Raw genomic sequence first — 22,303 nt, 5'->3', positions numbered from 1 at the left:
TCATAGTATGTATGAACTGTAAGTAAACCGCTGATAGAGCACTTTACTTTATGATAATAGTATTCATAAGGAGCATGAAAGCTATTCAAATTTAGAAACATAAAGAAAACTTATGATAATCTATAAGTTTCTTATTATTTACTTATTTAGAAAGTTGTAATAAGATATTATCGTAAGGTATTGAAAAGTTTGTCTACATTTTATATTCAGACAACTTAGTCACGTTTAACAGGGGGGAAACATAATGGTCAAACATAATCCATTTCAATCACGTGCAACTTTTGAAGTAGATGGAAAAACGTATCATTATTATGATTTGAAAGCGCTTGAAAATGCAGGGGTTGGCAACGTATCTCAATTACCATATTCCGTGAAAGTTTTACTTGAATCAGTACTTCGTCAAGTAGACGGACGTGTAATCACAGAAGAGCATGTTACAAATTTAGCGAAATGGGGAACGAAAGATGTGCAAGATATCGATGTTCCATTTAAACCATCTCGTGTAATTTTACAAGATTTCACTGGTGTTCCAGCTGTTGTTGATTTGGCTTCGCTTCGTAAAGCAATGGCAGACATGGGTGGGGATCCTGACAAAATTAATCCTGAAATTACTGTAGACCTTGTAATTGATCACTCTGTACAGGTTGATAGAGCGGGTACGGCAGACGCGCTTGCATTCAACATGGACTTAGAGTTTAAACGTAATGAAGAACGTTATAAATTTTTAAGCTGGGCACAAAAATCATTTGATAACTACCGTGCGGTTCCACCAGCTACAGGCATTGTACACCAAGTAAACCTTGAATATTTAGCACCAGTTGTTCATGCTGTGAAAAATGCTGAAGGTGACTTAGTTGCATACCCAGATTCATTAGTTGGAACAGACTCACATACAACAATGATTAACGGTATCGGCGTTCTTGGATGGGGCGTTGGTGGTATTGAAGCAGAAGCAGGAATGCTTGGACAGCCTTCATACTTCCCAGTACCTGAAGTAATCGGTGTGAAATTAACTGGCACACTTCCAAGTGGTACTACAGCAACAGACGTTGCATTAAAAGTAACACAAGTATTACGTCAAAAAGGTGTAGTTGGTAAATTTGTTGAGTTCTTCGGTAATGGACTAAAGAGCATGCCTTTAGCTGACCGTGCAACAATTTCAAATATGGCACCAGAATACGGCGCAACTTGTGGATTCTTCCCAATCGATGATATTTCATTAGAATACTTACGTTTAACAGGTAGAGATGAAGAGCAAATTCGTATTGTTGAAGAATACTGTAAAGCGAACGGTTTATTCTATACAGCAGACAGTAAAGATCCAATCTACACTGATCTTGTTGAAATTGATTTAAATACAATCGAATCTAACCTTTCTGGACCGAAACGCCCACAAGATTTAATTCCACTTTCAGATATGAAAGATGCGTTCCACAAAGCTGTTTTAGCACCAGTTGGAACACAAGGACTTGGATTTAATGAGCAAGAGTTCGATAAAGAAGTGAAGGTTACATTAGAAGATAAAGAAGTAACGATGAAAACAGGTGCAATTGCAATCGCTGCAATTACAAGCTGTACAAATACATCAAATCCATACGTATTAATTGGGGCAGGTCTAGTTGCGAAGAAAGCAATTGAAAAAGGACTTGTAGTACCTGAGTACGTAAAAACATCATTAGCACCAGGATCTAAAGTTGTTACTGAGTATTTAGATAAATCAGGTTTAACAACATATTTAGACCAATTAGGTTTCCAAACAGTTGGTTACGGCTGTACGACTTGTATCGGTAACTCTGGTCCATTAGCGCCAGAATTAGAAGAATCAATCGCAGCAAACGACTTACTAGTAACATCTGTTTTATCTGGTAACCGTAACTTTGAAGGTCGTATTCATCCTCTTGTAAAAGCAAACTACTTAGCATCACCACCACTTGTTGTGGCATATGCACTTGCAGGTACTGTTGATATTGACCTGAAAAATGATGAAATTGGTAAAGATGCAAATGGCAATGCTGTTTACTTCAACGATATTTGGCCATCAGCTAAAGAAATTGAAGATGTAGTTCAAAGTGTTGTTACATCTGAACTGTTCAAGAAAGAATATGCACAAGTATTTAACAGCAATGAGCGTTGGAATGAAATCCAAACTTCAAACGAAGCTTTATATACTTGGGATAATGATTCAACATACATTCAAAACCCGCCATTCTTTGAAGGTTTATCTAAAGAGCCAGGTGAAGTTGAAACGTTATCAGGTTTACGCATAGTTGGTAAATTTGGTGATTCTGTAACGACAGATCACATTTCACCAGCAGGTTCAATTGGTAAGCACACACCAGCTGGACGCTACTTATTAGAAAACGGCGTACAACCAGTTGACTTTAACTCTTACGGTTCTCGTCGTGGTAACCATGAAGTTATGATGCGTGGTACATTTGCAAACATCCGTATTAAAAACCAAATCGCACCAGGAACAGAAGGTGGATATACAACATATTGGCCAACTGGTGAAGTAACATCTATCTATGATGCTGCTATGAAATATAAAGAAGATGGAACAGGTCTTCTAGTTGTTGCTGGTAAAGATTACGGTATGGGAAGTTCTCGTGACTGGGCTGCGAAAGGTACTAACTTATTAGGTATTAAAGCAGTAATCGCAGAAAGCTTCGAACGTATTCACCGCAGTAACTTAGTATTAATGGGTGTACTACCACTTCAATTTAAAGATGGCGAAAGTGCTGAAACGTTAGGTCTTGTTGGTAACGAGTCATTTGAAATTCAAATCGACAAAACAGTTAGACCGCGCGATCTTGTAAAAGTAGTTGCAACTGATTTAGATGGCAACGAAAAACAATTTGAAGTAGTAGCTCGTTTCGATAGTGAAGTAGAAATTGACTACTACCGCCACGGTGGTATTCTGCAAATGGTTCTTCGTGAGAAAATCGAAGAGTCAAAAGTGTCAAACTAAATAATTGAAATGAAAAATAAGGGAGCTAACAATAGTTAGCTTCCTTATTTTATGGAAAGGGATGAAACCATATGGTTTCATCCCTTTCTTTTTACTACGAAAAGTGGAGGGAACGTCATGAAAGAATATAAAAGAATATTGTTGCCGTTACGAAAAGAGAAAATATTAGTAATGGCAGCTGTATGTAGTGGGATAATTGCTGCCATTTTAAATTTATCACGCCCAATTTTCATGGGATTAATTGTAGACAATCTTATTCAAAGGGAGCTAAAAGGTGCGTATTTATATATAGCTTTGTTTGCGGGTATTCGCTTTTTAATGTGGACGAACAATCTTTTATTTGATTATATAAGCTCAAAAGCGAGTCAACGTATATTACAAACGAAACGTATAGAATTATTGCGTCACTATTTCTCATTACCGTTTGAAGAGAGTGAGAAGATTAAGCAAGGGGAGTTAGAAACTTTGGTCGTATCTGATATTCCGAACTGGGTCAGATTATATGGCTCTATATTAATAGAGTATATACACGCTATTGCCCAATTTATTGGAGCTTTCATAGCACTACAACATATAGATATACAGTTTATATTGTGGGTAACTCCGTTTTTATTTTTAAGTGCAATTGTTCCAATACTGATGGGAGGAAAGGTAAGGGGTATTGCAAGCATTGCTCAAAAAAATCAATCGAGTGTTGTAGAGATGGTGTCACAGTTTGTAAAGGGGATACAAGATTTACGTAGTTTACAAAAAGAAAAATGGGCCATTCGCTTATTTAAAGGAGTAACGGCACAATCTTATAAATCGGAAGTAAAGAAGACGATGATGCAACATTGCATTGGAGTAGTTGAAACAGTGATTGAAACAGGAGCATATATCGTTGTTCTCATTGTAGGTGCACAAAAAATAATGAAAGGGGAAATGGAAGTTGGTTCACTTGTTGCAGTGTTAGCTACAATTGAAATGCTCTTTTTCCCAGTCCGTTACGTGGGCGATTTATTAATGATGACACAAGTTGCAGTCGCTTCGGCAAATAGAGTTTTTTCCTTTTTAGATAAAAGAGTGGCAGATAGTAATGTAGAAAGAGCGATGGGGATGATAATAACAAATGTTTCATTTCAGGAGAGTGAAGAAGAGAAATGTAGAATTAATAATATTGATTTGCAAATTAATCCTGGTGAATTCGTTATCATTGTCGGAGAAAGTGGTGCAGGAAAAACAACGCTTTTAAAATTAATGACAGGTTTGTATAAACCATCTAACGGTAGTGTTGTTTATTATGGTCAAAAGGCTCGAATGACTACAGTGTGGCAAGAACCACGTTTTTTCCGAACGACGGTAACAGAGAATATGTATTTCGGGGAAGAGGGTTTAGAAAATCAGTTAGAAAAAAATAGTGAACTTATAAATGCAACGCCGATTATTAGAGGGTTACCTGAAGGGAGTCAAACTGTGCTACATAAAAGCGGTGAAGAGTTTTCAGGAGGCGAAAGAAAACGTCTTGCATTATTACGAGCAATTGGTTCAAATCCAAATCTTATTATTTTAGATGAACCGACTGCGGGGTTAGATCCGAGTAATCAAGAAACTGTTTGGAATATGATTGAAGGACTAGGAAGAGATGTAACGAGAATTGTGGCAACACATGATGTAGAGAAAGTGATACTAGCGGATCGTGTTGTCATAATGAGAGAAGGAAGTATTATTGCATGTGCAAGTCCTGAAAAATTAATAAATAGTCATTCATTTTGAAAGAAATGTGAATAAAGATAAGAGCAGTGCCCTTATCTTTATTCAACATCATTTATTTGATATTGGATAGATTCTGAATGATTTAGATCTACGTTAAAAGTAGCAGTCATAAGGAAAGTTGCAATTCCAAGGATTAAGAAAAGGACGAATGAGACTAGAGAGATGTAAAGACAAATACGCCCTACTTTCTTCTTTTCAAGATCGTTACTAAAGAGTGAAATGATCCATGTAATAATACCGATTGGGTATAAAAGAAAACTAAGAATATATAATGTTATTTTTTCGAATGAATTCATAAAAAATCCCCCTTTTGTTGAAGTTTATATAACTACGAAAGTAAAAAGGTGAATGGGCCCATAAGAAGATAAACAACACTTCATCTATTTTTCTAATTATATGATAAAAAGGAAAAGATTGCACTTTAAATAAGAATATTCTAATTATTTAGACTCAGAATATTTCCAAGCTTGTCCGTATAAGCTAAAATAAGGTATATAGTATTTGAGTAATTAAGTTATAAGAAGATAAATACGTTAGGGTGATATAAAATGTGGCGGAAGCTTACGATTATTGTAGTGTTACTTTGTTTAGCGGGATATGCTGCTTATGAACAGTTTGGTAAAAAAGAGCAGGTGGTACAGGGGGAGCAAGAAAAAAGTGAAGCTGCGATGAAAGAGATTATCGCAAGGAATGGTATTGAAATAGGGAAGAGTGCGCCAGACTTTGAATTAACGAAGTTAGATGGGACGAATGTAAAGTTATCGGATTTAAAAGGAAAGAAAGTAATTTTAAACTTTTGGGCTACGTGGTGTGGACCATGTCAGCAAGAAATGCCTGATATGGAGGCTTTCTATAAACAACATAAAGAAAACGTAGAAATTTTAGCAATCAACTATACGCCTTCAGAAAAAGGTGGGGGGGAAGAAAAGGTAAGCAATTTTGCTAAAGAAAAAGGAATTACTTTTCCTATTTTATTGGACAAGAACATTGATGTGACAACAGCGTATAAAGTAATTACGATTCCAACTTCGTATTTTATAGATACAAAAGGTGTCATTCAAGATAAGTTTATTGGGCCGATGACGCAAAAAGAGATGGAGAAAAGGGTTGCTAAATTAAAATAATGGTGAAAAGGTAGAGGTGGAGAGTTCCCATTTCTGCCTTTTCTTTTTCAAGTAGTAATAACTTCATGATATGATGTAAGAAATATAAACGCTTAGAGATAAAGGAGTGTATGGAGTGGGGAATGTATCCTTACCGTTAGATTATGTTGTAATTGATTTTGAAACAACAGGATTTAACCCTTATAATGATAAAATTATTCAAGTTGCAGCGGTGAAATATCGTAATCATGAACTGGTAGATCAATTTGTTTCATACGTGAATCCAGAGCGGCTAATTCCGGACCGAATAACGAGTTTAACCGGTATTACCAATTATCGTGTTTTAGATGCACCGACGATTGAAGAAGTATTACCTTTATTTTTAGCATTTTTACATACAAATGTTATTGTGGCCCATAATGCTTCTTTTGATATGCGCTTTTTGAAAAGTAATGTAAATATGCTAGGGCTACCTGAACCTAAAAATAAAGTAATTGATACTGTATTTTTAGCGAAGAAATACATGAAGCATGCGCCTAATCATAAACTTGAAACGTTAAAGCGAATGCTTGGCATTCGTTTAAGTTCTCATAATGCATTTGATGATTGCATTACGTGTGCTGCTGTTTATCAAAAGTGTGCAGCTATTGAAGAAGAAGGACAGAGAAAAGTAAATAAGGTCTCACTTGATGAAATCGTAGTATACAAAGCGGTGAAAGAAATGCTTGCACGTAATAAACGTAATGTAGAATGGCTACGTTGTATGAACGTAGGAAGTTATTTAGATATAAAAGCTTTTTATCCAGTTATGAGATTCAAGGTAAAAGGGCGAAAAAAATATGTATTAACAGAGATATTAGAAGATGATGTGAAAGAAATATGTACAAGCTTAAAATGCGAACCAGCGTTAAAAAGTGAAGTTGGTAATACGAGAATTATGCTTAATAGCTTAGAGGATGTTATGAAATTAGAAAGTTATATTTTAGAACAGTATGATTTTGTATTACAGGCGCTTCATGATTATAAAGAAAATGAAATGAATGCAGATGAAAAGTTGAAAGAGTATTTAAACGTTATGGTATAAAAACTCCGTGTGCAATATATTGTACACGGAGTTTTTATAGCAGTACTAAAACATAAAATTTTCTTACAAATCTGATTAAAGAGTTTTTCGTTTGCTCATACTATGTAATAAGAAAGCGAAGGAGAGAGGGTGAACAACATGAGAAGAAGTCGCCGTAAATCGTTTGAAGAACTTGTAAATGAAAATAAACAACAATTATTAAGCGATCGTGATGCAATTGATCGCATTGAAGAGCGCATTGAAAAACGTTATGAAATGAAACTTTTTAAGCAAGCTGAATAATTCTTAACACTAGTACGATACTAGTGTTAAGGAGGCGATAGTAATGGGTAATCCGAAAAAAAATTCAAAAGACTTTGCACCAAATCATATTGGAACACAATCGAAAAAAGCTGGTGGAAATAAAGGAAAGCAAATGCAAGATCAAACAGGTAAACAACCGATTGTTGATAATGGTTAAAGAAAAGGAGAATATTACATTCTCCTTTTTTATGTATAAATTTGAGGAAAGATAGGTAATTTAAGATGGTGTGTATATACAATATTAGGAGGGAAGTACATGCCAAATCCAGATAATCGAAGTGACAACGCTGAAAAGTTACAAGAAATGGTGCAAAATACAGTTGATAACTTTAATGAAGCAAAAGAAACAGCGGAACTTTCTAATGAAAAAGATCGTGCTGCTATTGAAGCAAAAAATCAAAGACGTTTAGAAAGTATTGACTCATTAAAAAGTGAAATCAAAGATGAATCTTAACAAAATGTACAAAAAGGGCTGACTTTTGTCAGCCCTTTTTCGTAATCGTAAAATTTTCAACGAGTAAACGCCAATTTTGCGGGAATGGTAAACCGATTTTCCAGTAGCTAATACCACCTATACCTTGTTCTTTCATTAAATTAAATTTACTTTGAATAGACCGTGAATCTTCAAACCAAACTTCGTGTTGCACGCCGTTTTCATCAAAATAATTAAAATGAGGAGCTTGGGCTGTGAAATCATAGCGAATAGGAACATTATATTTACGAGCTAGTGCAACAGCTGCGACAGAGCTAATTGCTTTTGCGGGGGGATTTCCTTGTTTGAACGGTAGTTTCCAATCAAATCCGTATAAATTTTGCCCCATCATAATTTTTTGTGGAGGCATTTGAGATTTTGCGTATTGAAGTACTTCTTTTACAGGACCGATAGGAGAAATCGCCATCGGTGGCCCGCCTTGCCAACCCCAGTCGTATGTCATAATGACGACGAAATCAACAATTTGTCCTTGTGCTTTATAATCATGAGCTTCAAAAAACTTTCCTTTTTGATTTGAACTTGTTTTCGGTACGAGAGTTGTGCTCAATGTGTACCCGCTAGGTAAGCGTGTTTTTACATTTCGTAAAAAGCGATTATACGCTTCGCGGTCTTCAGGTGCTACACTCTCGAAATCGAAATGAATGTCTCGCATGCCATATTTTTCAGCTGTTTGCAAAATGTTTGTAATAAATTTGTTTTGAATCGTTGCGTCGCGTAAAATAACCGATGTTAGATCGGCACTGAAATTACCATTTTCAATATTTGTAATAACGAGCATAGGAATCGTTTTACCTTGCGTTGCAATATTGGCGATTTTAGCTGTTTCAGTGGGTTCTTTTAATGTTCCATCTCTTTTTGCCTCAAAACTAAAATAAGCTAAGTATGTTAAGAATGGATTGATGGCACGTGTAGCATTAACTAAACTCTCTTTAATCGGTATAGTGGAAGGTTGCAAATAAGCGATGGATTCTACAGCTCGTTTTGTTCCTTTCGGTACATATAATTGTTGTCCGACATGGAGAATGGATTTTAAAGATAAATTATTAACTTTAGCTAAACTAGCGAGAGGGACATTGTATGTTTGAGAAATTCGATACAGGCTATCACCCGGCTGTACATAATAATTATTCCCTTTCGTATTAACGATAAGTGCCTGACCAACAACGAGCGTTTCAGCTGGATTTAGTCCATTGTCTTTTACTATTTCGTCAGGTGTTGATCCATATTTTGATGCCAAGCTATATACGCTATCACCACTACGAACAGTTACAATTTGAATCATATGCTGGCTCCTTTCAGTAAAAGATTCACTGTTTTTATTTTATTTTTGATGTTACTGTATTATGATTAAATGTATGCAAGGTAGCAGAAGTGAAAGAAGGCGAATACATATGTTTGTAGCAGAACATGAAGTTGAAATCCGTTATGCGGAAACAGATCAAATGGGTGTTGTTTACCATTCAAACTACTTAGTGTGGCTTGAGTTAGGTCGCACGAAACTTATACAAGATTTAGGTTTTTCATATGTTGAAATGGAGAAAGAAGGAATTATTTCTCCTGTGTTAGATTTACAAATTTCATATCGTAAAGCGATGCGTTATGGAGAAAAGGCAATCGTAAAAACATGGGTAGATACTGTGAGCCCACTTCGCGTTGTATATGGATATGAAATATATAATGGTGATGGTGATCTTTGTATTACTGCAAGTACGACGAATATTTGTGCGAAAAAAGAAGGGTTCCGCCCTGTATCATTTAAAAAGTTATATCCTGAGTGGTATGCGAAATATGAGGAAATTAAGAAAAAATAAAAAAGCGTGGCAGAAGCCACGTTTTTTTATTTTTCATAATTAAATTGTGGGAAGTCGTCACCTTCGTTAAGTGTAACAGATAAATTATGTCCATCGAAGAACCATTCATCATCGCCTTCAATAAAGAAGTTAATACCTTCTTCTTGAATTTGAACAGCAGGATGTGCAGGATCATCTTTACGAATACCTAAAGAAAGTCCTTTTTGCACAGTACTGCAACCACCGTATTGTACGAAAAAGCGTAGTGTTTCATTTGATTGTAAGTTTAATTCATTTTTATACCATTGTGCTGCTTCTTTTGTTACGGAAAGATTCATGTATAGTTCCTCCAAGTTATGTTGCTTTTTCTTTAGTATAAAAAATAACGCAAAAAGACGCTATTAATATGCTTCACGTTTTCTTTTTGCGTTATGTGGGTTACGATCTTATTTTTGCTTTTTTGAAAAGTTTGCTTTTGGTTCAGTTTTATTTATAATTCGTCCGATATTTGCACGGTGTTTATAAATAACCATACCTGCTAATAAACACATCGCAATAATGAAGATTTTATCCCCGCTAACAATGGATGCAATAACAGCAACAACTGCTGTTACCATAGAAGAAAGTGATACGTATCTTGTTGTAAATAAAAGGGTGAAAAATACAACAGCCAATATTGCAAAAACAACTGGTGAATAGCATAATAGCACCCCAGCAGAAGTTGCAACTGCTTTACCACCGCGGAATTTCGCGAAGATTGGATAGACATGTCCAAGAACAGCCGCTAACCCGAACCATAGTGGATGAATATCTAATCCGAAAATCATTGGTAGACTTGTTGCTAATGTCCCTTTTAAAATGTCAGCAATTGTAACGGTAAAACCTGCTTTTTTCCCTAATGTACGGAATGTGTTTGTTCCGCCTAGATTACCGCTCCCGTGCTCACGAATATCGATTCCGTAGCCAATTTTTCCAACAACTAGTGCAAATGGAATCGAGCCAAGCAAGTAGGCAACGATAAATAAAAGATATGTAGTAACCATAAGTTCAGTCTCCTTTATTCAAATGTGTTGATAAAGGGTAAAAAGAGTTTTTCCCGTATATTGTACCATACATTTGTAAAGAGCACATTTCTTTTTTGTAAATGAAAAATTCATTATTTCGTGAAAAAAATTTCACAGTAATGTTACATTTCTCACAGAAACAGCAAGACTATATGTAGTAACATTTTAATCAAAAGACAACAACATATTGGTGGAGGGTTATAAATGTTACAAAATAATACACGTGGAGAAGAATTAATGAAAGTGCTCGAGACGATAGTCCACGGCAATGAACAAGATTTAATGCAAGAAAATGCAAATGTAGACGGCCGCTCTCCAATGGGTGTAATGGGAACGTTCGCATCTGAGAGTGCAAAATATTATGCTATTGAGAATTTATTGTCAGATCAAGTGAAAAAAGCGATAAATGAAAATATATTATATCCACATGATTTAGATTTTTATGCGACAGGAACGACGACTTGTTCGCAAATTCCGTTAGCGCAAATGCTTGCTAACGGTTTTCATACTGGACATGGACATATGAGACAACCACAAGACATTAAAAGTGCATTGGCTCTTTCGTCTATTATTTTTCAAGCGAATCAAAATATGCAGCATGGCGGTCAATCGTTTGCACTCTTTGATATTGATTTAGCACCTTATGTACGAAAAACAATTGAGAGACATAAAAAACGATTACTATCATATCCGCTTACGAAAGAACAAATAGAAGAATTCGCATGGAAAGAAACGGAAAATGATACGTATCAAGCGTGTGAGGCTTTCGTTCATAATTCGAATAGTATGCATAGTAGGGGCGGAGGACAAGTACCGTTTATTTCTATTAATTACGGAACAGATACATCAAAAGAAGGAAGAATGTTAATTAAACAACTATTAAAAGCGACACAAGCTGGACTTGGTAAAGGAGAGACACCGATTTTTCCGATTCAAATTTTCAAGATGAAAAAAGGTGTGAATTTTGAAGAAAGTGATCCGAATTACGATTTATTTGAATTAGCATTAGAGACAACTGCAGAGAGATTATTCCCAAACTTTTCATTTTTAGATGCTCCGTTTAATGCAGTGCATTATGATGGAAGACCAGAAAGTGAAGTATGTTACATGGGATGTCGTACCCGTGTTATGTCTAATATACATGGAGAAGAAACAGCGATTGGTAGAGGGAATTTATCATTTACGTCTATTAATTTAGTGAAATTAGCGTTAATTAGTGGTTCAAAAGAAGCATTTTTTGAAGCGCTAAACTACTATTTAAATTTAGGAATTAAGCAGTTATTAGAAAGATTTGCGTATCAATGTACGAAGCGAGCAAGAGATTTTCAGTTTTTATATTCACAAGGTGTATGGCGTGGTGGAGAAGCGTTGCAGCCTGAAGACTCCGTAGCTTCGATTTTAAAACAAGGGACGTTAAGTGTTGGTTTTATCGGTCTTGCGGAATGTTTAGTAGCTTTAACAGGAAAGCATCATGGGGAAGATGAAGAATCATGGAAACTTGGGTATGAAATTATTTCCTTTATGAGAGATAGAATGGATAAAGCGACAGAAGAACATCAACTGAATTTCTCGATAATTGCAACTCCAGCAGAAGGATTATCAGGAAAGTTTGTGAAAAAAGATAGAGAAGAATTTGGCGTGATTAGCGGTATAACGAACCATAATTACTATACCAATTCATTCCATATTCCAGTTTATTATAACATTCAAGCGATAAATAAAATCCGTTTAGAAGGCCCGTTCCATGCTCTCTGTAATGGAGGACACATTACGTATATTGAACTAGACGGAGCAGCGATGCATAACAAAAAGGCATTAAAACAAATTGTACAAGCGATGGCAGAACATGGCGTTGGATACGGTTCAATTAATCATCCTGTTGACCGATGTAAGTGCTGTAGTTATCACGGGGTTATTGGAAATGAATGTCCAAGTTGCGGGAATGAAGATGAGGCTAATATAGAAAGAATTCGCCGTATAACAGGCTATCTTGTAGGAGATATGTCGAAGTGGAATAGTGCGAAACGTAGTGAAGAGATAGATCGGGTGAAACATAAATGAAAGTGATGAATATTATTCATGATAGTGTAGTAGATGGAGAAGGATTGCGGACAGTCGTGTTTTTTGCGGGCTGTCCGCATCGTTGTGTCGGTTGCCACAATCCAAAATCGTGGAATATTTGTAACGGAATGGAAATGACAGTAGAAGAAATTGTGAAAGAGATTGCAAGTAATCCATTAACTGATGTAACATTTTCAGGTGGAGATCCATTTTTTCAAGCTGCTGAAGTGAAAAAGGTAGCAAAAATCGTGAAAGATTTGAAAAAAAACCTATGGATGTATACAGGTTATACGCTAGAAGAGATACAGAGTTCTCAAAATAATGATATGATAGAGTTGTTACATTATGGGGATGTTTTAGTCGATGGAAGGTTTGAAATTGAGAAAAAAGATTTAACACTTCCATTTCGCGGAAGCTCCAATCAACGTATTATTCGATTGAAAGAGTAAAAAGGCGGGATAGATTATATGAATAAAACAGTATTGCTTGTTGAAGATGAAAGAAGATTACGTGAAATTGTTAGTGATTATTTTCGTAATGAAGGCTTTGAAGTAATCGAAGCAGAAGATGGAAAAAAAGCGTTAGAGTTATTTGCAGAGCATGAAATTGATTTAATTATGTTAGATATTATGTTGCCGGAAATAGATGGATGGTCTGTTTGTAGACGAATTAGAAAAGAATCAGCAGTACCAATTATTATGTTGACAGCGCGTTCGGATGAGGATGATACATTGCTAGGTTTCGAATTAGGTGCAGACGAGTATGTAACGAAACCATTTAGCCCGAAAGTGTTAGTAGCTCGTGCAAAGACGTTATTGAAACGTGCGGATGGTGCGGTAGGTGTAGCGGAAGAAAATGCTATGTCTTTAGCTGGAATTGAAGTGAATCGTCTATCTAGAACTGTTTTAGTAGATGGAGAAGAAATTATATTGACACATAAAGAATTTGAACTTCTCGTTTATTTAATGGAGAACAAAGGAATCGTTTTATCACGTCAACATTTATTAGACCAGTTATGGGGATATGACTATTACGGTGATGACCGAACGGTTGATACTCATATTAAAAAACTTCGAAATAAGTTAGGAGATAAAGCGAAGCATATAGGTACTGTTATTCGAGTTGGTTATAAATTTGAAGAATAATCTAGAACGATTTGTTTAATTTAGCCTAGGAAAATGGCGATTTTATACTCTCTTTTGAAGGTATAATGTACAAAAAATACTTTTCTTGTCTACAATGTTAGATAGGAGTATTTTTTTAATTGGATTTCACGATGAGTTCACAAGAAGGACACAAAACGTGACTATACTGAAAATACGAATTCACCAGAGAGGGGAAATAAAACATGGGATATTACGACGGACCAAATTTAAATGAAGAGCATAGTGAAACGAGAGAAGTGAGAAAATCAGGTAGTAAAAAAGGCTATTTCTTCACAGGTTTAGTGGGAGCTGTAGTCGGAGCGGTTTCGATTAGTTTTGCAGCACCATATATGCCATGGGCTCAAAATAATGGAGCACCAGTATCATCATTTAGTTCGGATTCAAAAGTAGAAGGTACTGTAGTTCCTGTTGTAAATAAAGCGAAAAATGAAACTGATTTACCTGGTATGATTGAAGGGGCGAAAGATGTTGTTGTAGGTGTTATTAATATGCAACAAAGTGTTGATCCATTTGCAATGCAACCGACAGGCCAAGAACAACAAGCTGGTTCAGGATCAGGTGTTATTTATAAAAAAGCAGGAAATAAAGCATACATTGTAACAAACAACCACGTAGTAGATGGTGCAAATAAACTTGCTGTAAAACTAAGTGATGGTAAAAAGGTAGATGCAAAGTTAGTAGGGAAAGATCCTTGGTTAGATTTAGCTGTTGTTGAAATTGACGGCTCTAATGTGAATAAAGTTGCAACTTTAGGTGACTCAAGTAAAATCCGTGCGGGTGAAAAAGCAATTGCAATCGGTAACCCACTAGGATTTGATGGAAGTGTAACGGAAGGCATTATTAGTAGTAAAGAACGTGAAATTCCAGTTGATATTGATGGCGATAAACGACCAGATTGGCAAGCACAAGTTATTCAAACAGATGCAGCGATTAACCCTGGTAATAGTGGTGGTGCATTATTTAACCAAAATGGTGAAATAATTGGGATTAATTCAAGTAAAATTGCACAGCAAGAAGTTGAAGGAATTGGATTTGCTATTCCAATTAATATCGCAAAGCCAGTTATTGAATCACTTGAAAAAGACGGAGTAGTAAAACGTCCAGCTCTTGGAGTAGGTGTCGTTTCGTTAGAAGATGTGCAAGCTTATGCAGTCAATCAATTGAAAGTACCGAAAGAAGTAACGAATGGTGTTGTATTAGGTAAAATTTACCCAATATCACCGGCAGAAAAAGCTGGTTTAGAGCAATATGATATTGTAGTAGCATTAGATGATCAAAAAGTAGAAAACTCACTTCAATTCCGTAAATATTTATATGAAAAGAAAAAAGTAGGCGAGAAAGTAGAAGTTACATTCTACCGTAACGGTCAAAAAATGACGAAATCGGCTACTTTAGCAGATAATTCAGCTACAAAGAATCAATAATCGAAATAAAAGAAAGTCTCTTTCATATTGAAAGAGACTTTCTTTATCGGCTATACTAAAGGAATAGGAGGGATTAATTATGACAATTGAAAACCCAACTCGTACGGAAATTGGTGAAGTGTTAAAGAAAAGCAAAACAATTGCGGTTGTTGGATTATCAGATAAGCCAGAACGTACATCGTATATGGTTTCAAAAGCAATGCAAGATGCTGGATACCGTATTATTCCAGTTAATCCAACAGTAGATGAGGTGCTTGGAGAAAAGGCAGTTTCTTCACTAAAGGATATTAAAGAACACGTTGACATTGTAAATGTATTTCGTCGCTCAGAGTTTTTAATGGATGTTGCAAAAGAATTTGTAGAGATTGATGCAGATGTTTTTTGGGCACAATTAGGAGTACAAGATGAAGATACATATAAACTTTTAAAAGAAAAAGACTATACTGTAATAATGGATCGTTGTATTAAAGTAGAACATGCGATGACAAAATAGTATAGATTTAAAGGTAGAAAGATTGATTCAGCCCTCATTATAGATAAGTAGGGCCGATGAACGAGGTGTTCATCATGAGATTTTTTAAAGGCTGTTTTTGGGGATTGTTATTTGTAATCCCATTTTGGATCTTGATCATTTGGATCATAATAAAGGTTTGGAATGTGTAATCTTGGAATACATATCCATTTCTCGTTGACAAACGATTATTTTTCTGAAATAGTAGCCTAGAGGAATCCTTGTGAGAAAACAAGGATTTTTCTATTGAAGATGGTATATAAAAGAGATAAGATAACTTGCCAAAACTATAGTCGAGGCGTTATTCTATAATAGAAACATATGTTCTGATTTTGGATTAGGAAAGGGGCAAGGAGTTTGGCGAAGCATCAGTTCCAATATAATGAAGATGCGATTCAAGTGTTAGAAGGACTTGAAGCCGTTCGAAAACGCCCGGGTATGTATATCGGGAGTACGGATAGCCGTGGATTGCATCATTTAGTATATGAAATAGTAGATAACTCCGTTGACGAAGCGTTAGCGGGATTTGGCGACGAAATTTCAGTCGTAATACATAAAGATAATAGTATTAGCGTTATAGATAAAGGGCGAGGAATGCCTACGGGAATGCATAAACTTGGGAAACCTACACCTGAAGTTATTTTAACTGTACTTCATGCAGGTGGTAAGTTTGGTCAAGGTGGCTATAAAACGAGTGGTGGTTTACACGGTGTTGGGGCATCAGTTGTAAACGCCTTGTCAGAATGGTTAGTAGTAACAATTAAGCGTGATGGTAACATTTATGAACAACGTTTTGAAAATGGTGGCGTTCCTGCAACAACGTTAGAGAAAATCGGGAAAACAAAAGAGTCTGGTACGACAATGCACTTCAAACCAGATACAACGATTTTCAGCACGACAAATTATAATTATGAAACATTATGTGAGAGATTACGTGAATCTGCATTCTTATTAAAAGGAATGAAAATCTCGATAAAAGACGAACGTAATGATTTAGAAGATATATTTCATTATGAAACAGGAATCGAAGCTTTCGTTTCATATTTAAACGAAGAAAAAGATTCAATTCACCCGGTTGTATATTTCACTGGTGAACAAAACGGGATTGAAGCAGAACTAGCATTCCAGTTTAATGATGGTTACTCAGAAAATATTCTTTCGTTTGTAAATAACGTACGTACAAAAGATGGTGGAACACACGAAGCTGGATTTAAAACAGCAATGACGCGTGTGTTCAATGAGTATGCTCGTAAAGTTTCATTATTAAAAGAAAAAGATAAAAATTTAGAAGGTACAGATATTCGTGAAGGTGTAGCGGCTATCGTTTCTGTACGTGTACCAGAAGAAGTACTTCAGTTTGAAGGACAAACGAAGGGGAAACTTGGTACAAGTGAAGCTCGTTCTTCTATTGATGCCATTGTATCAGAGCATTTAGCTTACTTTTTAGAGGAAAACCCGGATGTAGCTACACTTCTTGTGAGAAAGGCAGTTAAAGCAGCGCAAGCACGTGAGGCTGCTCGTAAAGCGAGAGAAGAAGCACGTAGTGGTAAGAAGAAGAAAAAATCAGAAGGTACGTTAAGCGGGAAGTTAACACCTGCACAATCACGTAATCCTCAGAAAAACGAATTGTATTTAGTAGAGGGTGACTCTGCTGGTGGTTCAGCGAAACAAGGACGAGACCGTCGTTTCCAGGCCGTATTACCATTACGTGGTAAAGTAATTAATACAGAGAAAGCAAAGCTTGCTGATATCTTTAAAAATGAAGAGATTAATACAATCATTTATGCGATTGGCGGCGGTGTAGGGAATGAATTTGATGTTGAAGATATTAACTACGATAAAGTTGTAATTATGACCGATGCCGATACGGATGGAGCTCATATTCAAGTATTGTTATTAACGTTCTTCTACAGATATATGAAGCCACTTATCGAAGCGGGTAAAGTGTTTATCGCACTCCCTCCTTTATACAAAGTAAGTAAAGGAAAAGGTAAGAGTGAAGTAATTGAATACGCTTGGTCAGATGAGGAATTAGACGGTGTAACGAAAAAAGTTGGAAAAGGCTATATGTTACAACGTTATAAAGGACTTGGTGAAATGAATGCGGATCAATTATGGGAAACAACAATGAATCCTGAAACGCGTACATTAATTCGCGTGAAAATTGATGATGCAGCAAGAGCAGAGCGTCGCGTTACAACATTAATGGGCGATAAAGTAGAACCGCGCCGTAAATGGATTGAACGTAATGTACAGTTTGGTATGCAAGAAGAAGGAAATATTTTAGAAAATGAAATGATTATGGAGACGGAGGTGGAATAACATGCAAGCAGAGAAGTTTCATGACCTCCCGCTTGAAGACGTGTTAGGTGATCGCTTTGCACGTTATAGTAAATATATTATTCAAGATCGTGCACTTCCAGATGCACGTGATGGCTTAAAGCCAGTACAAAGACGTATTTTATATTCTATGTATGTAGAAGGTAATGTACATGATAAAGCGTTTCGTAAATCAGCTAAAACAGTAGGTAACGTTATTGGTAATTATCATCCACATGGAGATTCCTCTGTATATGAGGCAATGGTACGCTTAAGCCAAACTTGGAAAGTACGTAATGTTTTAGTTGAAATGCATGGTAATAATGGTAGTGTAGATGGGGATCCAGCGGCAGCAATGCGTTATACGGAAGCTCGTTTATCACCAATCGCATCTGAATTATTACGTGATCTTGATAAAGAAACAGTTGAATTTGTGTCAAACTTTGATGATACGAGTGAAGAACCAGTTGTATTACCAGCAGCGTTCCCGAATTTATTAGTGAACGGATCTACAGGGATTTCCGCTGGTTATGCAACAGAAATTCCTCCGCATCATCTTGGAGAAGTTATTGATGCTACAATGATGCGTATTGATAAGCCAAATAGTACTGTTGATGATTTATTAACAGTTATGAAAGGACCAGATTTCCCAACAGGCGGTATTATTCAAGGGATTGATGGTATTAAAAAGGCGTATGAAACAGGAAAAGGTAAAATTATTATTCGCGGAAAAGCAGAAGTTGAAACAGTGCGCGGTGGGAAACAACAAATTGTAATCACTGAAATTCCTTACGAAGTGAATAAGGCAAACCTTGTAAAGAAAATGGATGAATTACGTCTAGATAAAAAGTTAGATGGTATTGCTGAAGTGCGTGATGAGACAGATCGTACTGGTTTACGAATTGTTGTTGAATTAAAGAAAGAAGCAAACGCCGAAGGTATTTTAAATTATTTATATAAAAATACAGATTTACAAATTCCATATAACTTTAATATGGTAGCGATTAATAATCGTCGTCCAACACTTATGACATTACCAAAAATTTTGGATGCTTATATTGGACATCAAAAAGAGGTTATTACGAGACGTTCGCAATATGAATTAAGAAAAGCAGAAAATCGTCAACATATTGTAGAAGGTTTAAAGAAAGCATTATCGATTTTAGATCAAGTAATCGAGACAATTCGAGCTTCAAAAGATAAACGTAATGCGAAAGATAATTTAAGTACAAAATTTGGCTTTACAGAAGCACAGGCGGAAGCAATTGTTTCCTTGCAATTATATCGCTTAACGAATACAGATATTACGGCGTTACAAGAAGAAGCAGATGAGCTTAATAAGAAAATTCTAGAGCTGCAGTCGATTTTACAAAGTGAAAAAAGATTACTTCAAGTCATTAAAACTGATTTGAAGAGAGTTAAGAAAACATATAGTGATGATCGCCGTGCTATTATTGAAGAACAAATTGAAGAAATTAAAATAGACGTAGAAGTGATGATTCCACAAGAAGATGTCATCGTTACTGTAACGAAAGAAGGATATGTGAAACGTACTGGATGGCGCTCACATAATGCATCAAACGGCAAAGACTTCGGTATGAAAGAGGGTGACATCTTACTTGAACGATTCGATACGAATACGACTGAAACAGTTCTTTTATTCACAAGTAAAGGAAACTATATATATCTTCCAGTATACGAAATGCCAGATATTCGTTGGAAAGATTTAGGTCAGCACGTTGCAAATATCGTTTCACTCGACCGAGATGAAACAATCATTTGGGCAACGGTTGTACCGAACTTTGAGGAAGAAAAACGATTTATCGTATTTGTAACGCGAAATGGTATGATAAAGAAAACAGAATTAAATCAATATAAAGTTCAGCGTTATTCAAGGGCATTCGTTGCTGTAAACTTGAAAAAAGATGATGAAGTTGTCGATATATTTGCGACAGATGGAACGAGTGATATCGTTCTTGCTACACACGGTGCATATGCACTTATTTTTCATGAAGATGAAGTAAGTCCAGTAGGTGTAAGAGCTGCTGGTGTAAAAGCAATTAATTTAAAAGAAGATGACTATGTCGCTTCTGGTAAACCGTTAAATGGTGACAAAGATCAACTTATTCTCGTAACGCAGCGCGGTGCTGTAAAACGTCTAAAAGCATCAGAAATTGAAAAATCAACGAGGGCGAAACGAGGTCTTGTTATTTTCAAAGAATTAAAACGTAATCCGTACCGCATTGTCGGTATTGAAATTGTTCGGGACGATGAATTAGTTTACATGAAGACAGAGAAAAACATTGTAGAAGAGATCGATCCGAAAGCGTATCGAAATAAAGATCGGTATAGTAATGGTAGCCTAGTGCTAGATGTTAATGATACTGGTGAAGTAGTAGAAACGTGGACGAAAAAACGACCGGAGTAAAAAAAGCATCTTGCTATGAATAATAGCAAGATGCTTTTTTCTAGGCAATTTATTATGTGAATAATAATAATCTTGTTATAATAACTGAATGAAATCGTTCTCATAAAGTGAAACTTTAATCAATCGGACTTTTATGAGCAGTTGATTCCTCAACTAACTTCTTTACTTTCGCTGAATTTTGAGGTAGGGGTCTTACTGTCCGTTAAAGCGGGATAAATGGAGGGGCAACATGAAAAAAATAGGTGTAGGGATTGTAGGATTTGGATTTTCTAGTACAACATTTCACATTCCATTATTACAAACGATAGAAGAATATGATATTCGTGCTATTTTATCATCAAAAGAAGAACTCGTGAAACAAGCATTACCAAATGCTGAAGTTGCTGGCACAATTGAGGAATTAGTAAATCGTGCTGATATTGACTTAGTGGTCATTACTTCACCGAATACAACTCATTTTCCATATGTAAAAGAAGCAATTTTACATGGTAAGCATGTAGTTGTGGAGAAGCCATTCGTTGTTTCAATTGAAGAAGGCGAAGAACTAATTTCATTAGCAAAACAGCATAATGTGGTGTTAAGCGTATATCATAATCGCCGTTTTGATAATGATTTCTTAACGATAAAGAAATTGTTAGAAGAAAACAGAATAGGGAATCTATACGCATATGAAGCGCATTTCGATCGTTTTCGCCCGAATGTACGTGATCGCTGGAGAGAAAAGAATTTACCAGGATCAGGTATACTATATGATTTAGGATCGCATGTAATTGACCAAGCATTATCATTATTTGGGAAACCAGATGCGATAAGTGCAGATGTAATCAAACAAAGACAAGGTGCAGAAATTGATGATTACTTCCATGTTATACTTCATTATGGAGTAAAGCGTGTCATTTTACATAGCAGCAGTTACGTAAAGCAAGCAGGTCCACACTTTACACTGCATGGAGATAAAGGTTCTATCGTGAAATACGGTATGGATTCACAGGAAGAACAATTAAAAAATGGAATGAAGCCAGGCGATAACGGTTATGGAGTAGATGCTGAAGAGAATTTTGCTACTTTACATACGGAAGAAAAGCTAGAGCGTATTCCAACAGAAGTTGGCTGTTATGACATGTATTATAAAGGTGTAAGAAATAGTATAGTAAATGGTGAGAAACCACCTGTAACAGCACAAGAAGGCTTAGAAGTTATTCGACTTATTCAATTAGCGATTGAAAGTAGTGAAACCGGTAGAGTCATCACTGTAAAGTAAAAAAGACACGAATTTCGTGTCTTTTTTACTAGGAATATGTGAATATGGATAATTATTTAGTTTAATCGTTTGTCATACATTAACTGGATTTGTATGCCGTAAGGATCTTCAATAATACCATATGCTTCACTAAATATATTTTTTTCTAGCGGAGAGATTATCTTCACATACTTATCGGAAATTAAATTATTATAAAACCTTTGTATTTCTTCTAAATTAGCGCTTTGAATGCAAAGTGACATGTTATTTCCAACGTTATAACGTTCATTATGCTTCATTGTATCTTCTGCTATCATTAGCTTTGTATTCCCAATTTGTAAAACAGAGTGAGCAATATGATCTTTATTTTCACTTGTAATTTTAAAAGAACGATCTCTTTTGGCCAGTTCTTCATACGTCACAATCATTAAATTCTTGGCTTCTAAATTACGTGTGTAAAAATTAATTGCCTCCTTTGCTTGCCCATTCATTGAAAGAAAAATAGCTATTTCTAATGTCATAAATATATAACTCCTTTACTAGTTAATAATTATAATATAGACTAAAAAGATTTCAATACATGACACCTTTTGGGAG

At 35.8% G+C, this 22,303-nt stretch carries 21 protein-coding genes; 16 read left to right on the top strand and 5 right to left on the bottom strand.

Going from position 1 to position 22,303, the window contains the following annotated elements; all coding sequences use genetic code 11:
• Nucleotides 1-244: 244 nt before the first annotated feature.
• Nucleotides 245-2,968 carry an aconitate hydratase AcnA gene (gene acnA / locus ACTJJY_RS17305; protein WP_000238552.1) on the top strand — a complete coding sequence of 908 codons (2,724 nt, stop codon included), beginning with the start codon at nucleotides 245-247 and terminating at the stop codon, nucleotides 2,966-2,968.
• Nucleotides 2,969-3,085: 117 nt separating this feature from the next.
• Nucleotides 3,086-4,720 carry an ABC transporter ATP-binding protein gene (locus tag ACTJJY_RS17300; protein WP_440606108.1) on the top strand — a complete coding sequence of 545 codons (1,635 nt, stop codon included), beginning with the start codon at nucleotides 3,086-3,088 and terminating at the stop codon, nucleotides 4,718-4,720.
• A 38-nt stretch (nucleotides 4,721-4,758) separates the two neighbouring features.
• On the opposite strand, the gene ACTJJY_RS17295 is transcribed toward ACTJJY_RS17300, so the two are convergent.
• On the bottom strand, nucleotides 4,759-5,016 hold the full coding sequence (locus tag ACTJJY_RS17295; RefSeq protein WP_001083876.1) for a hypothetical protein: 258 nt from the start codon (nucleotides 5,014-5,016) through the stop codon (nucleotides 4,759-4,761).
• 252 nt (nucleotides 5,017-5,268) lie between these two features.
• Here ACTJJY_RS17295 and ACTJJY_RS17290 point away from each other — a divergent pair, with 252 nt between their 5' ends.
• The 5 genes from ACTJJY_RS17290 (at nucleotide 5,269) to tlp (ending at nucleotide 7,664) form a co-directional block, all read left to right on the top strand.
• Entirely contained in the window at nucleotides 5,269-5,844 is a 576-nt protein-coding gene (locus tag ACTJJY_RS17290) for a TlpA family protein disulfide reductase (RefSeq protein ID WP_440606107.1), read from the top strand.
• A 115-nt stretch (nucleotides 5,845-5,959) separates the two neighbouring features.
• The gene (locus ACTJJY_RS17285; protein ID WP_440606106.1) at nucleotides 5,960-6,907 is read left to right on the top strand and encodes a 3'-5' exonuclease; all 948 of its coding nucleotides are present in this window, start codon (nucleotides 5,960-5,962) and stop codon (nucleotides 6,905-6,907) included.
• 138 nt (nucleotides 6,908-7,045) lie between these two features.
• Nucleotides 7,046-7,189 carry an FbpB family small basic protein gene (locus ACTJJY_RS17280; protein WP_001254699.1) on the top strand — a complete coding sequence of 48 codons (144 nt, stop codon included), beginning with the start codon at nucleotides 7,046-7,048 and terminating at the stop codon, nucleotides 7,187-7,189.
• A gap of 43 nt (nucleotides 7,190-7,232) precedes the next feature.
• Nucleotides 7,233-7,367 carry an acid-soluble spore protein SspN gene (sspN, locus tag ACTJJY_RS17275; RefSeq protein ID WP_000527987.1) on the top strand — a complete coding sequence of 45 codons (135 nt, stop codon included), beginning with the start codon at nucleotides 7,233-7,235 and terminating at the stop codon, nucleotides 7,365-7,367.
• A gap of 99 nt (nucleotides 7,368-7,466) precedes the next feature.
• On the top strand, nucleotides 7,467-7,664 hold the full coding sequence (gene tlp / locus ACTJJY_RS17270) for a small acid-soluble spore protein Tlp (protein WP_001133511.1): 198 nt from the start codon (nucleotides 7,467-7,469) through the stop codon (nucleotides 7,662-7,664).
• A 28-nt stretch (nucleotides 7,665-7,692) separates the two neighbouring features.
• Here tlp and ACTJJY_RS17265 read toward each other — a convergent pair whose 3' ends face one another.
• Nucleotides 7,693-8,985 carry a glycosyl hydrolase family 18 protein gene (locus ACTJJY_RS17265; protein ID WP_153581159.1) on the bottom strand — a complete coding sequence of 431 codons (1,293 nt, stop codon included), beginning with the start codon at nucleotides 8,983-8,985 and terminating at the stop codon, nucleotides 7,693-7,695.
• Between the two features lie 109 nt (nucleotides 8,986-9,094).
• On the opposite strand from ACTJJY_RS17265, the gene ACTJJY_RS17260 reads away from it, so the two are divergent.
• On the top strand, nucleotides 9,095-9,514 hold the full coding sequence (locus ACTJJY_RS17260) for an acyl-CoA thioesterase (protein ID WP_000495808.1): 420 nt from the start codon (nucleotides 9,095-9,097) through the stop codon (nucleotides 9,512-9,514).
• 26 nt (nucleotides 9,515-9,540) lie between these two features.
• Here the strand turns inward: ACTJJY_RS17260 and ACTJJY_RS17255 are convergent, their stop codons facing one another.
• Both ACTJJY_RS17255 and plsY read right to left on the bottom strand, forming a co-directional pair.
• Complete coding sequence (locus ACTJJY_RS17255) at nucleotides 9,541-9,831, bottom strand: HesB/YadR/YfhF family protein (RefSeq protein ID WP_001054453.1); 291 nt, start codon at nucleotides 9,829-9,831, stop codon at nucleotides 9,541-9,543.
• 108 nt (nucleotides 9,832-9,939) lie between these two features.
• Nucleotides 9,940-10,536: a glycerol-3-phosphate 1-O-acyltransferase PlsY gene (gene plsY / locus ACTJJY_RS17250; RefSeq protein ID WP_000258974.1), complete on the bottom strand. Its 597-nt coding sequence runs from the start codon at nucleotides 10,534-10,536 to the stop codon at nucleotides 9,940-9,942.
• 225 nt (nucleotides 10,537-10,761) lie between these two features.
• Between plsY and ACTJJY_RS17245 the strand changes: the two genes are divergently transcribed.
• From ACTJJY_RS17245 to ACTJJY_RS17210, 8 genes are all read left to right on the top strand, one after another.
• Nucleotides 10,762-12,618: an anaerobic ribonucleoside triphosphate reductase gene (locus ACTJJY_RS17245; RefSeq protein ID WP_440606105.1), complete on the top strand. Its 1,857-nt coding sequence runs from the start codon at nucleotides 10,762-10,764 to the stop codon at nucleotides 12,616-12,618.
• Complete coding sequence (nrdG, locus tag ACTJJY_RS17240; RefSeq protein WP_098235307.1) at nucleotides 12,615-13,067, top strand: anaerobic ribonucleoside-triphosphate reductase activating protein; 453 nt, start codon at nucleotides 12,615-12,617, stop codon at nucleotides 13,065-13,067. Before ACTJJY_RS17245 ends, nrdG begins: the two co-directional genes overlap by 4 nt.
• Before the next feature lie 18 nt (nucleotides 13,068-13,085).
• Nucleotides 13,086-13,763, top strand: a complete 678-nt coding sequence (locus ACTJJY_RS17235) for a response regulator transcription factor (RefSeq protein ID WP_001044679.1) — start codon at nucleotides 13,086-13,088, stop codon at nucleotides 13,761-13,763.
• A 203-nt stretch (nucleotides 13,764-13,966) separates the two neighbouring features.
• Nucleotides 13,967-15,208, top strand: coding sequence for a S1C family serine protease (locus tag ACTJJY_RS17230; protein ID WP_000542643.1), 1,242 nt, complete (start codon nucleotides 13,967-13,969; stop codon nucleotides 15,206-15,208).
• A gap of 79 nt (nucleotides 15,209-15,287) precedes the next feature.
• Entirely contained in the window at nucleotides 15,288-15,701 is a 414-nt protein-coding gene (locus ACTJJY_RS17225) for a CoA-binding protein (protein WP_000151390.1), read from the top strand.
• Between the two features lie 375 nt (nucleotides 15,702-16,076).
• Nucleotides 16,077-18,041: a DNA topoisomerase IV subunit B gene (gene parE, locus ACTJJY_RS17220; protein ID WP_001062197.1), complete on the top strand. Its 1,965-nt coding sequence runs from the start codon at nucleotides 16,077-16,079 to the stop codon at nucleotides 18,039-18,041.
• A 1-nt stretch (nucleotide 18,042) separates the two neighbouring features.
• The gene (parC, locus tag ACTJJY_RS17215; protein ID WP_440606104.1) at nucleotides 18,043-20,466 is read left to right on the top strand and encodes a DNA topoisomerase IV subunit A; all 2,424 of its coding nucleotides are present in this window, start codon (nucleotides 18,043-18,045) and stop codon (nucleotides 20,464-20,466) included.
• 229 nt (nucleotides 20,467-20,695) lie between these two features.
• Nucleotides 20,696-21,727, top strand: coding sequence for an oxidoreductase (locus tag ACTJJY_RS17210; protein WP_046957745.1), 1,032 nt, complete (start codon nucleotides 20,696-20,698; stop codon nucleotides 21,725-21,727).
• A gap of 56 nt (nucleotides 21,728-21,783) precedes the next feature.
• Here the strand turns inward: ACTJJY_RS17210 and ACTJJY_RS17205 are convergent, their stop codons facing one another.
• Nucleotides 21,784-22,227, bottom strand: coding sequence for a VOC family protein (locus ACTJJY_RS17205; protein WP_440606103.1), 444 nt, complete (start codon nucleotides 22,225-22,227; stop codon nucleotides 21,784-21,786).
• Nucleotides 22,228-22,303: the final 76 nt, after the last annotated feature.

Source organism: Bacillus sp. 22475 (genome assembly GCF_052044835.1).
GTDB classification, from domain to species: domain Bacteria; phylum Bacillota; class Bacilli; order Bacillales; family Bacillaceae_G; genus Bacillus_A; species Bacillus_A cereus.
The sequence above is the reverse complement of the archived record's forward strand: the minus strand, read 5'-3'. Positions and strand labels throughout refer to the sequence as shown.

What these genes read in the sequence shown, in the direction of transcription:
- acnA (WP_000238552.1), top strand. Translation starts at nt 245, where the DNA reads ATGGTCAAACATAATCCATTTCAATCACGTGCAACTTTTGAAGTAGAT.
- ACTJJY_RS17300 (WP_440606108.1), top strand. Translation starts at nt 3,086, where the DNA reads ATGAAAGAATATAAAAGAATATTGTTGCCGTTACGAAAAGAGAAAATA.
- ACTJJY_RS17295 (WP_001083876.1), bottom strand. Translation starts at nt 5,016, where the DNA reads ATGAATTCATTCGAAAAAATAACATTATATATTCTTAGTTTTCTTTTA.
- ACTJJY_RS17290 (WP_440606107.1), top strand. Translation starts at nt 5,269, where the DNA reads ATGTGGCGGAAGCTTACGATTATTGTAGTGTTACTTTGTTTAGCGGGA.
- ACTJJY_RS17280 (WP_001254699.1), top strand. Translation starts at nt 7,046, where the DNA reads ATGAGAAGAAGTCGCCGTAAATCGTTTGAAGAACTTGTAAATGAAAAT.
- sspN (WP_000527987.1), top strand. Translation starts at nt 7,233, where the DNA reads ATGGGTAATCCGAAAAAAAATTCAAAAGACTTTGCACCAAATCATATT.
- tlp (WP_001133511.1), top strand. Translation starts at nt 7,467, where the DNA reads ATGCCAAATCCAGATAATCGAAGTGACAACGCTGAAAAGTTACAAGAA.
- ACTJJY_RS17265 (WP_153581159.1), bottom strand. Translation starts at nt 8,985, where the DNA reads ATGATTCAAATTGTAACTGTTCGTAGTGGTGATAGCGTATATAGCTTG.
- ACTJJY_RS17260 (WP_000495808.1), top strand. Translation starts at nt 9,095, where the DNA reads ATGTTTGTAGCAGAACATGAAGTTGAAATCCGTTATGCGGAAACAGAT.
- ACTJJY_RS17255 (WP_001054453.1), bottom strand. Translation starts at nt 9,831, where the DNA reads ATGAATCTTTCCGTAACAAAAGAAGCAGCACAATGGTATAAAAATGAA.
- plsY (WP_000258974.1), bottom strand. Translation starts at nt 10,536, where the DNA reads ATGGTTACTACATATCTTTTATTTATCGTTGCCTACTTGCTTGGCTCG.
- ACTJJY_RS17245 (WP_440606105.1), top strand. Translation starts at nt 10,762, where the DNA reads ATGTTACAAAATAATACACGTGGAGAAGAATTAATGAAAGTGCTCGAG.
- nrdG (WP_098235307.1), top strand. Translation starts at nt 12,615, where the DNA reads ATGAAAGTGATGAATATTATTCATGATAGTGTAGTAGATGGAGAAGGA.
- ACTJJY_RS17235 (WP_001044679.1), top strand. Translation starts at nt 13,086, where the DNA reads ATGAATAAAACAGTATTGCTTGTTGAAGATGAAAGAAGATTACGTGAA.
- ACTJJY_RS17230 (WP_000542643.1), top strand. Translation starts at nt 13,967, where the DNA reads ATGGGATATTACGACGGACCAAATTTAAATGAAGAGCATAGTGAAACG.
- ACTJJY_RS17225 (WP_000151390.1), top strand. Translation starts at nt 15,288, where the DNA reads ATGACAATTGAAAACCCAACTCGTACGGAAATTGGTGAAGTGTTAAAG.
- parC (WP_440606104.1), top strand. Translation starts at nt 18,043, where the DNA reads ATGCAAGCAGAGAAGTTTCATGACCTCCCGCTTGAAGACGTGTTAGGT.
- ACTJJY_RS17210 (WP_046957745.1), top strand. Translation starts at nt 20,696, where the DNA reads ATGAAAAAAATAGGTGTAGGGATTGTAGGATTTGGATTTTCTAGTACA.
- ACTJJY_RS17205 (WP_440606103.1), bottom strand. Translation starts at nt 22,227, where the DNA reads ATGACATTAGAAATAGCTATTTTTCTTTCAATGAATGGGCAAGCAAAG.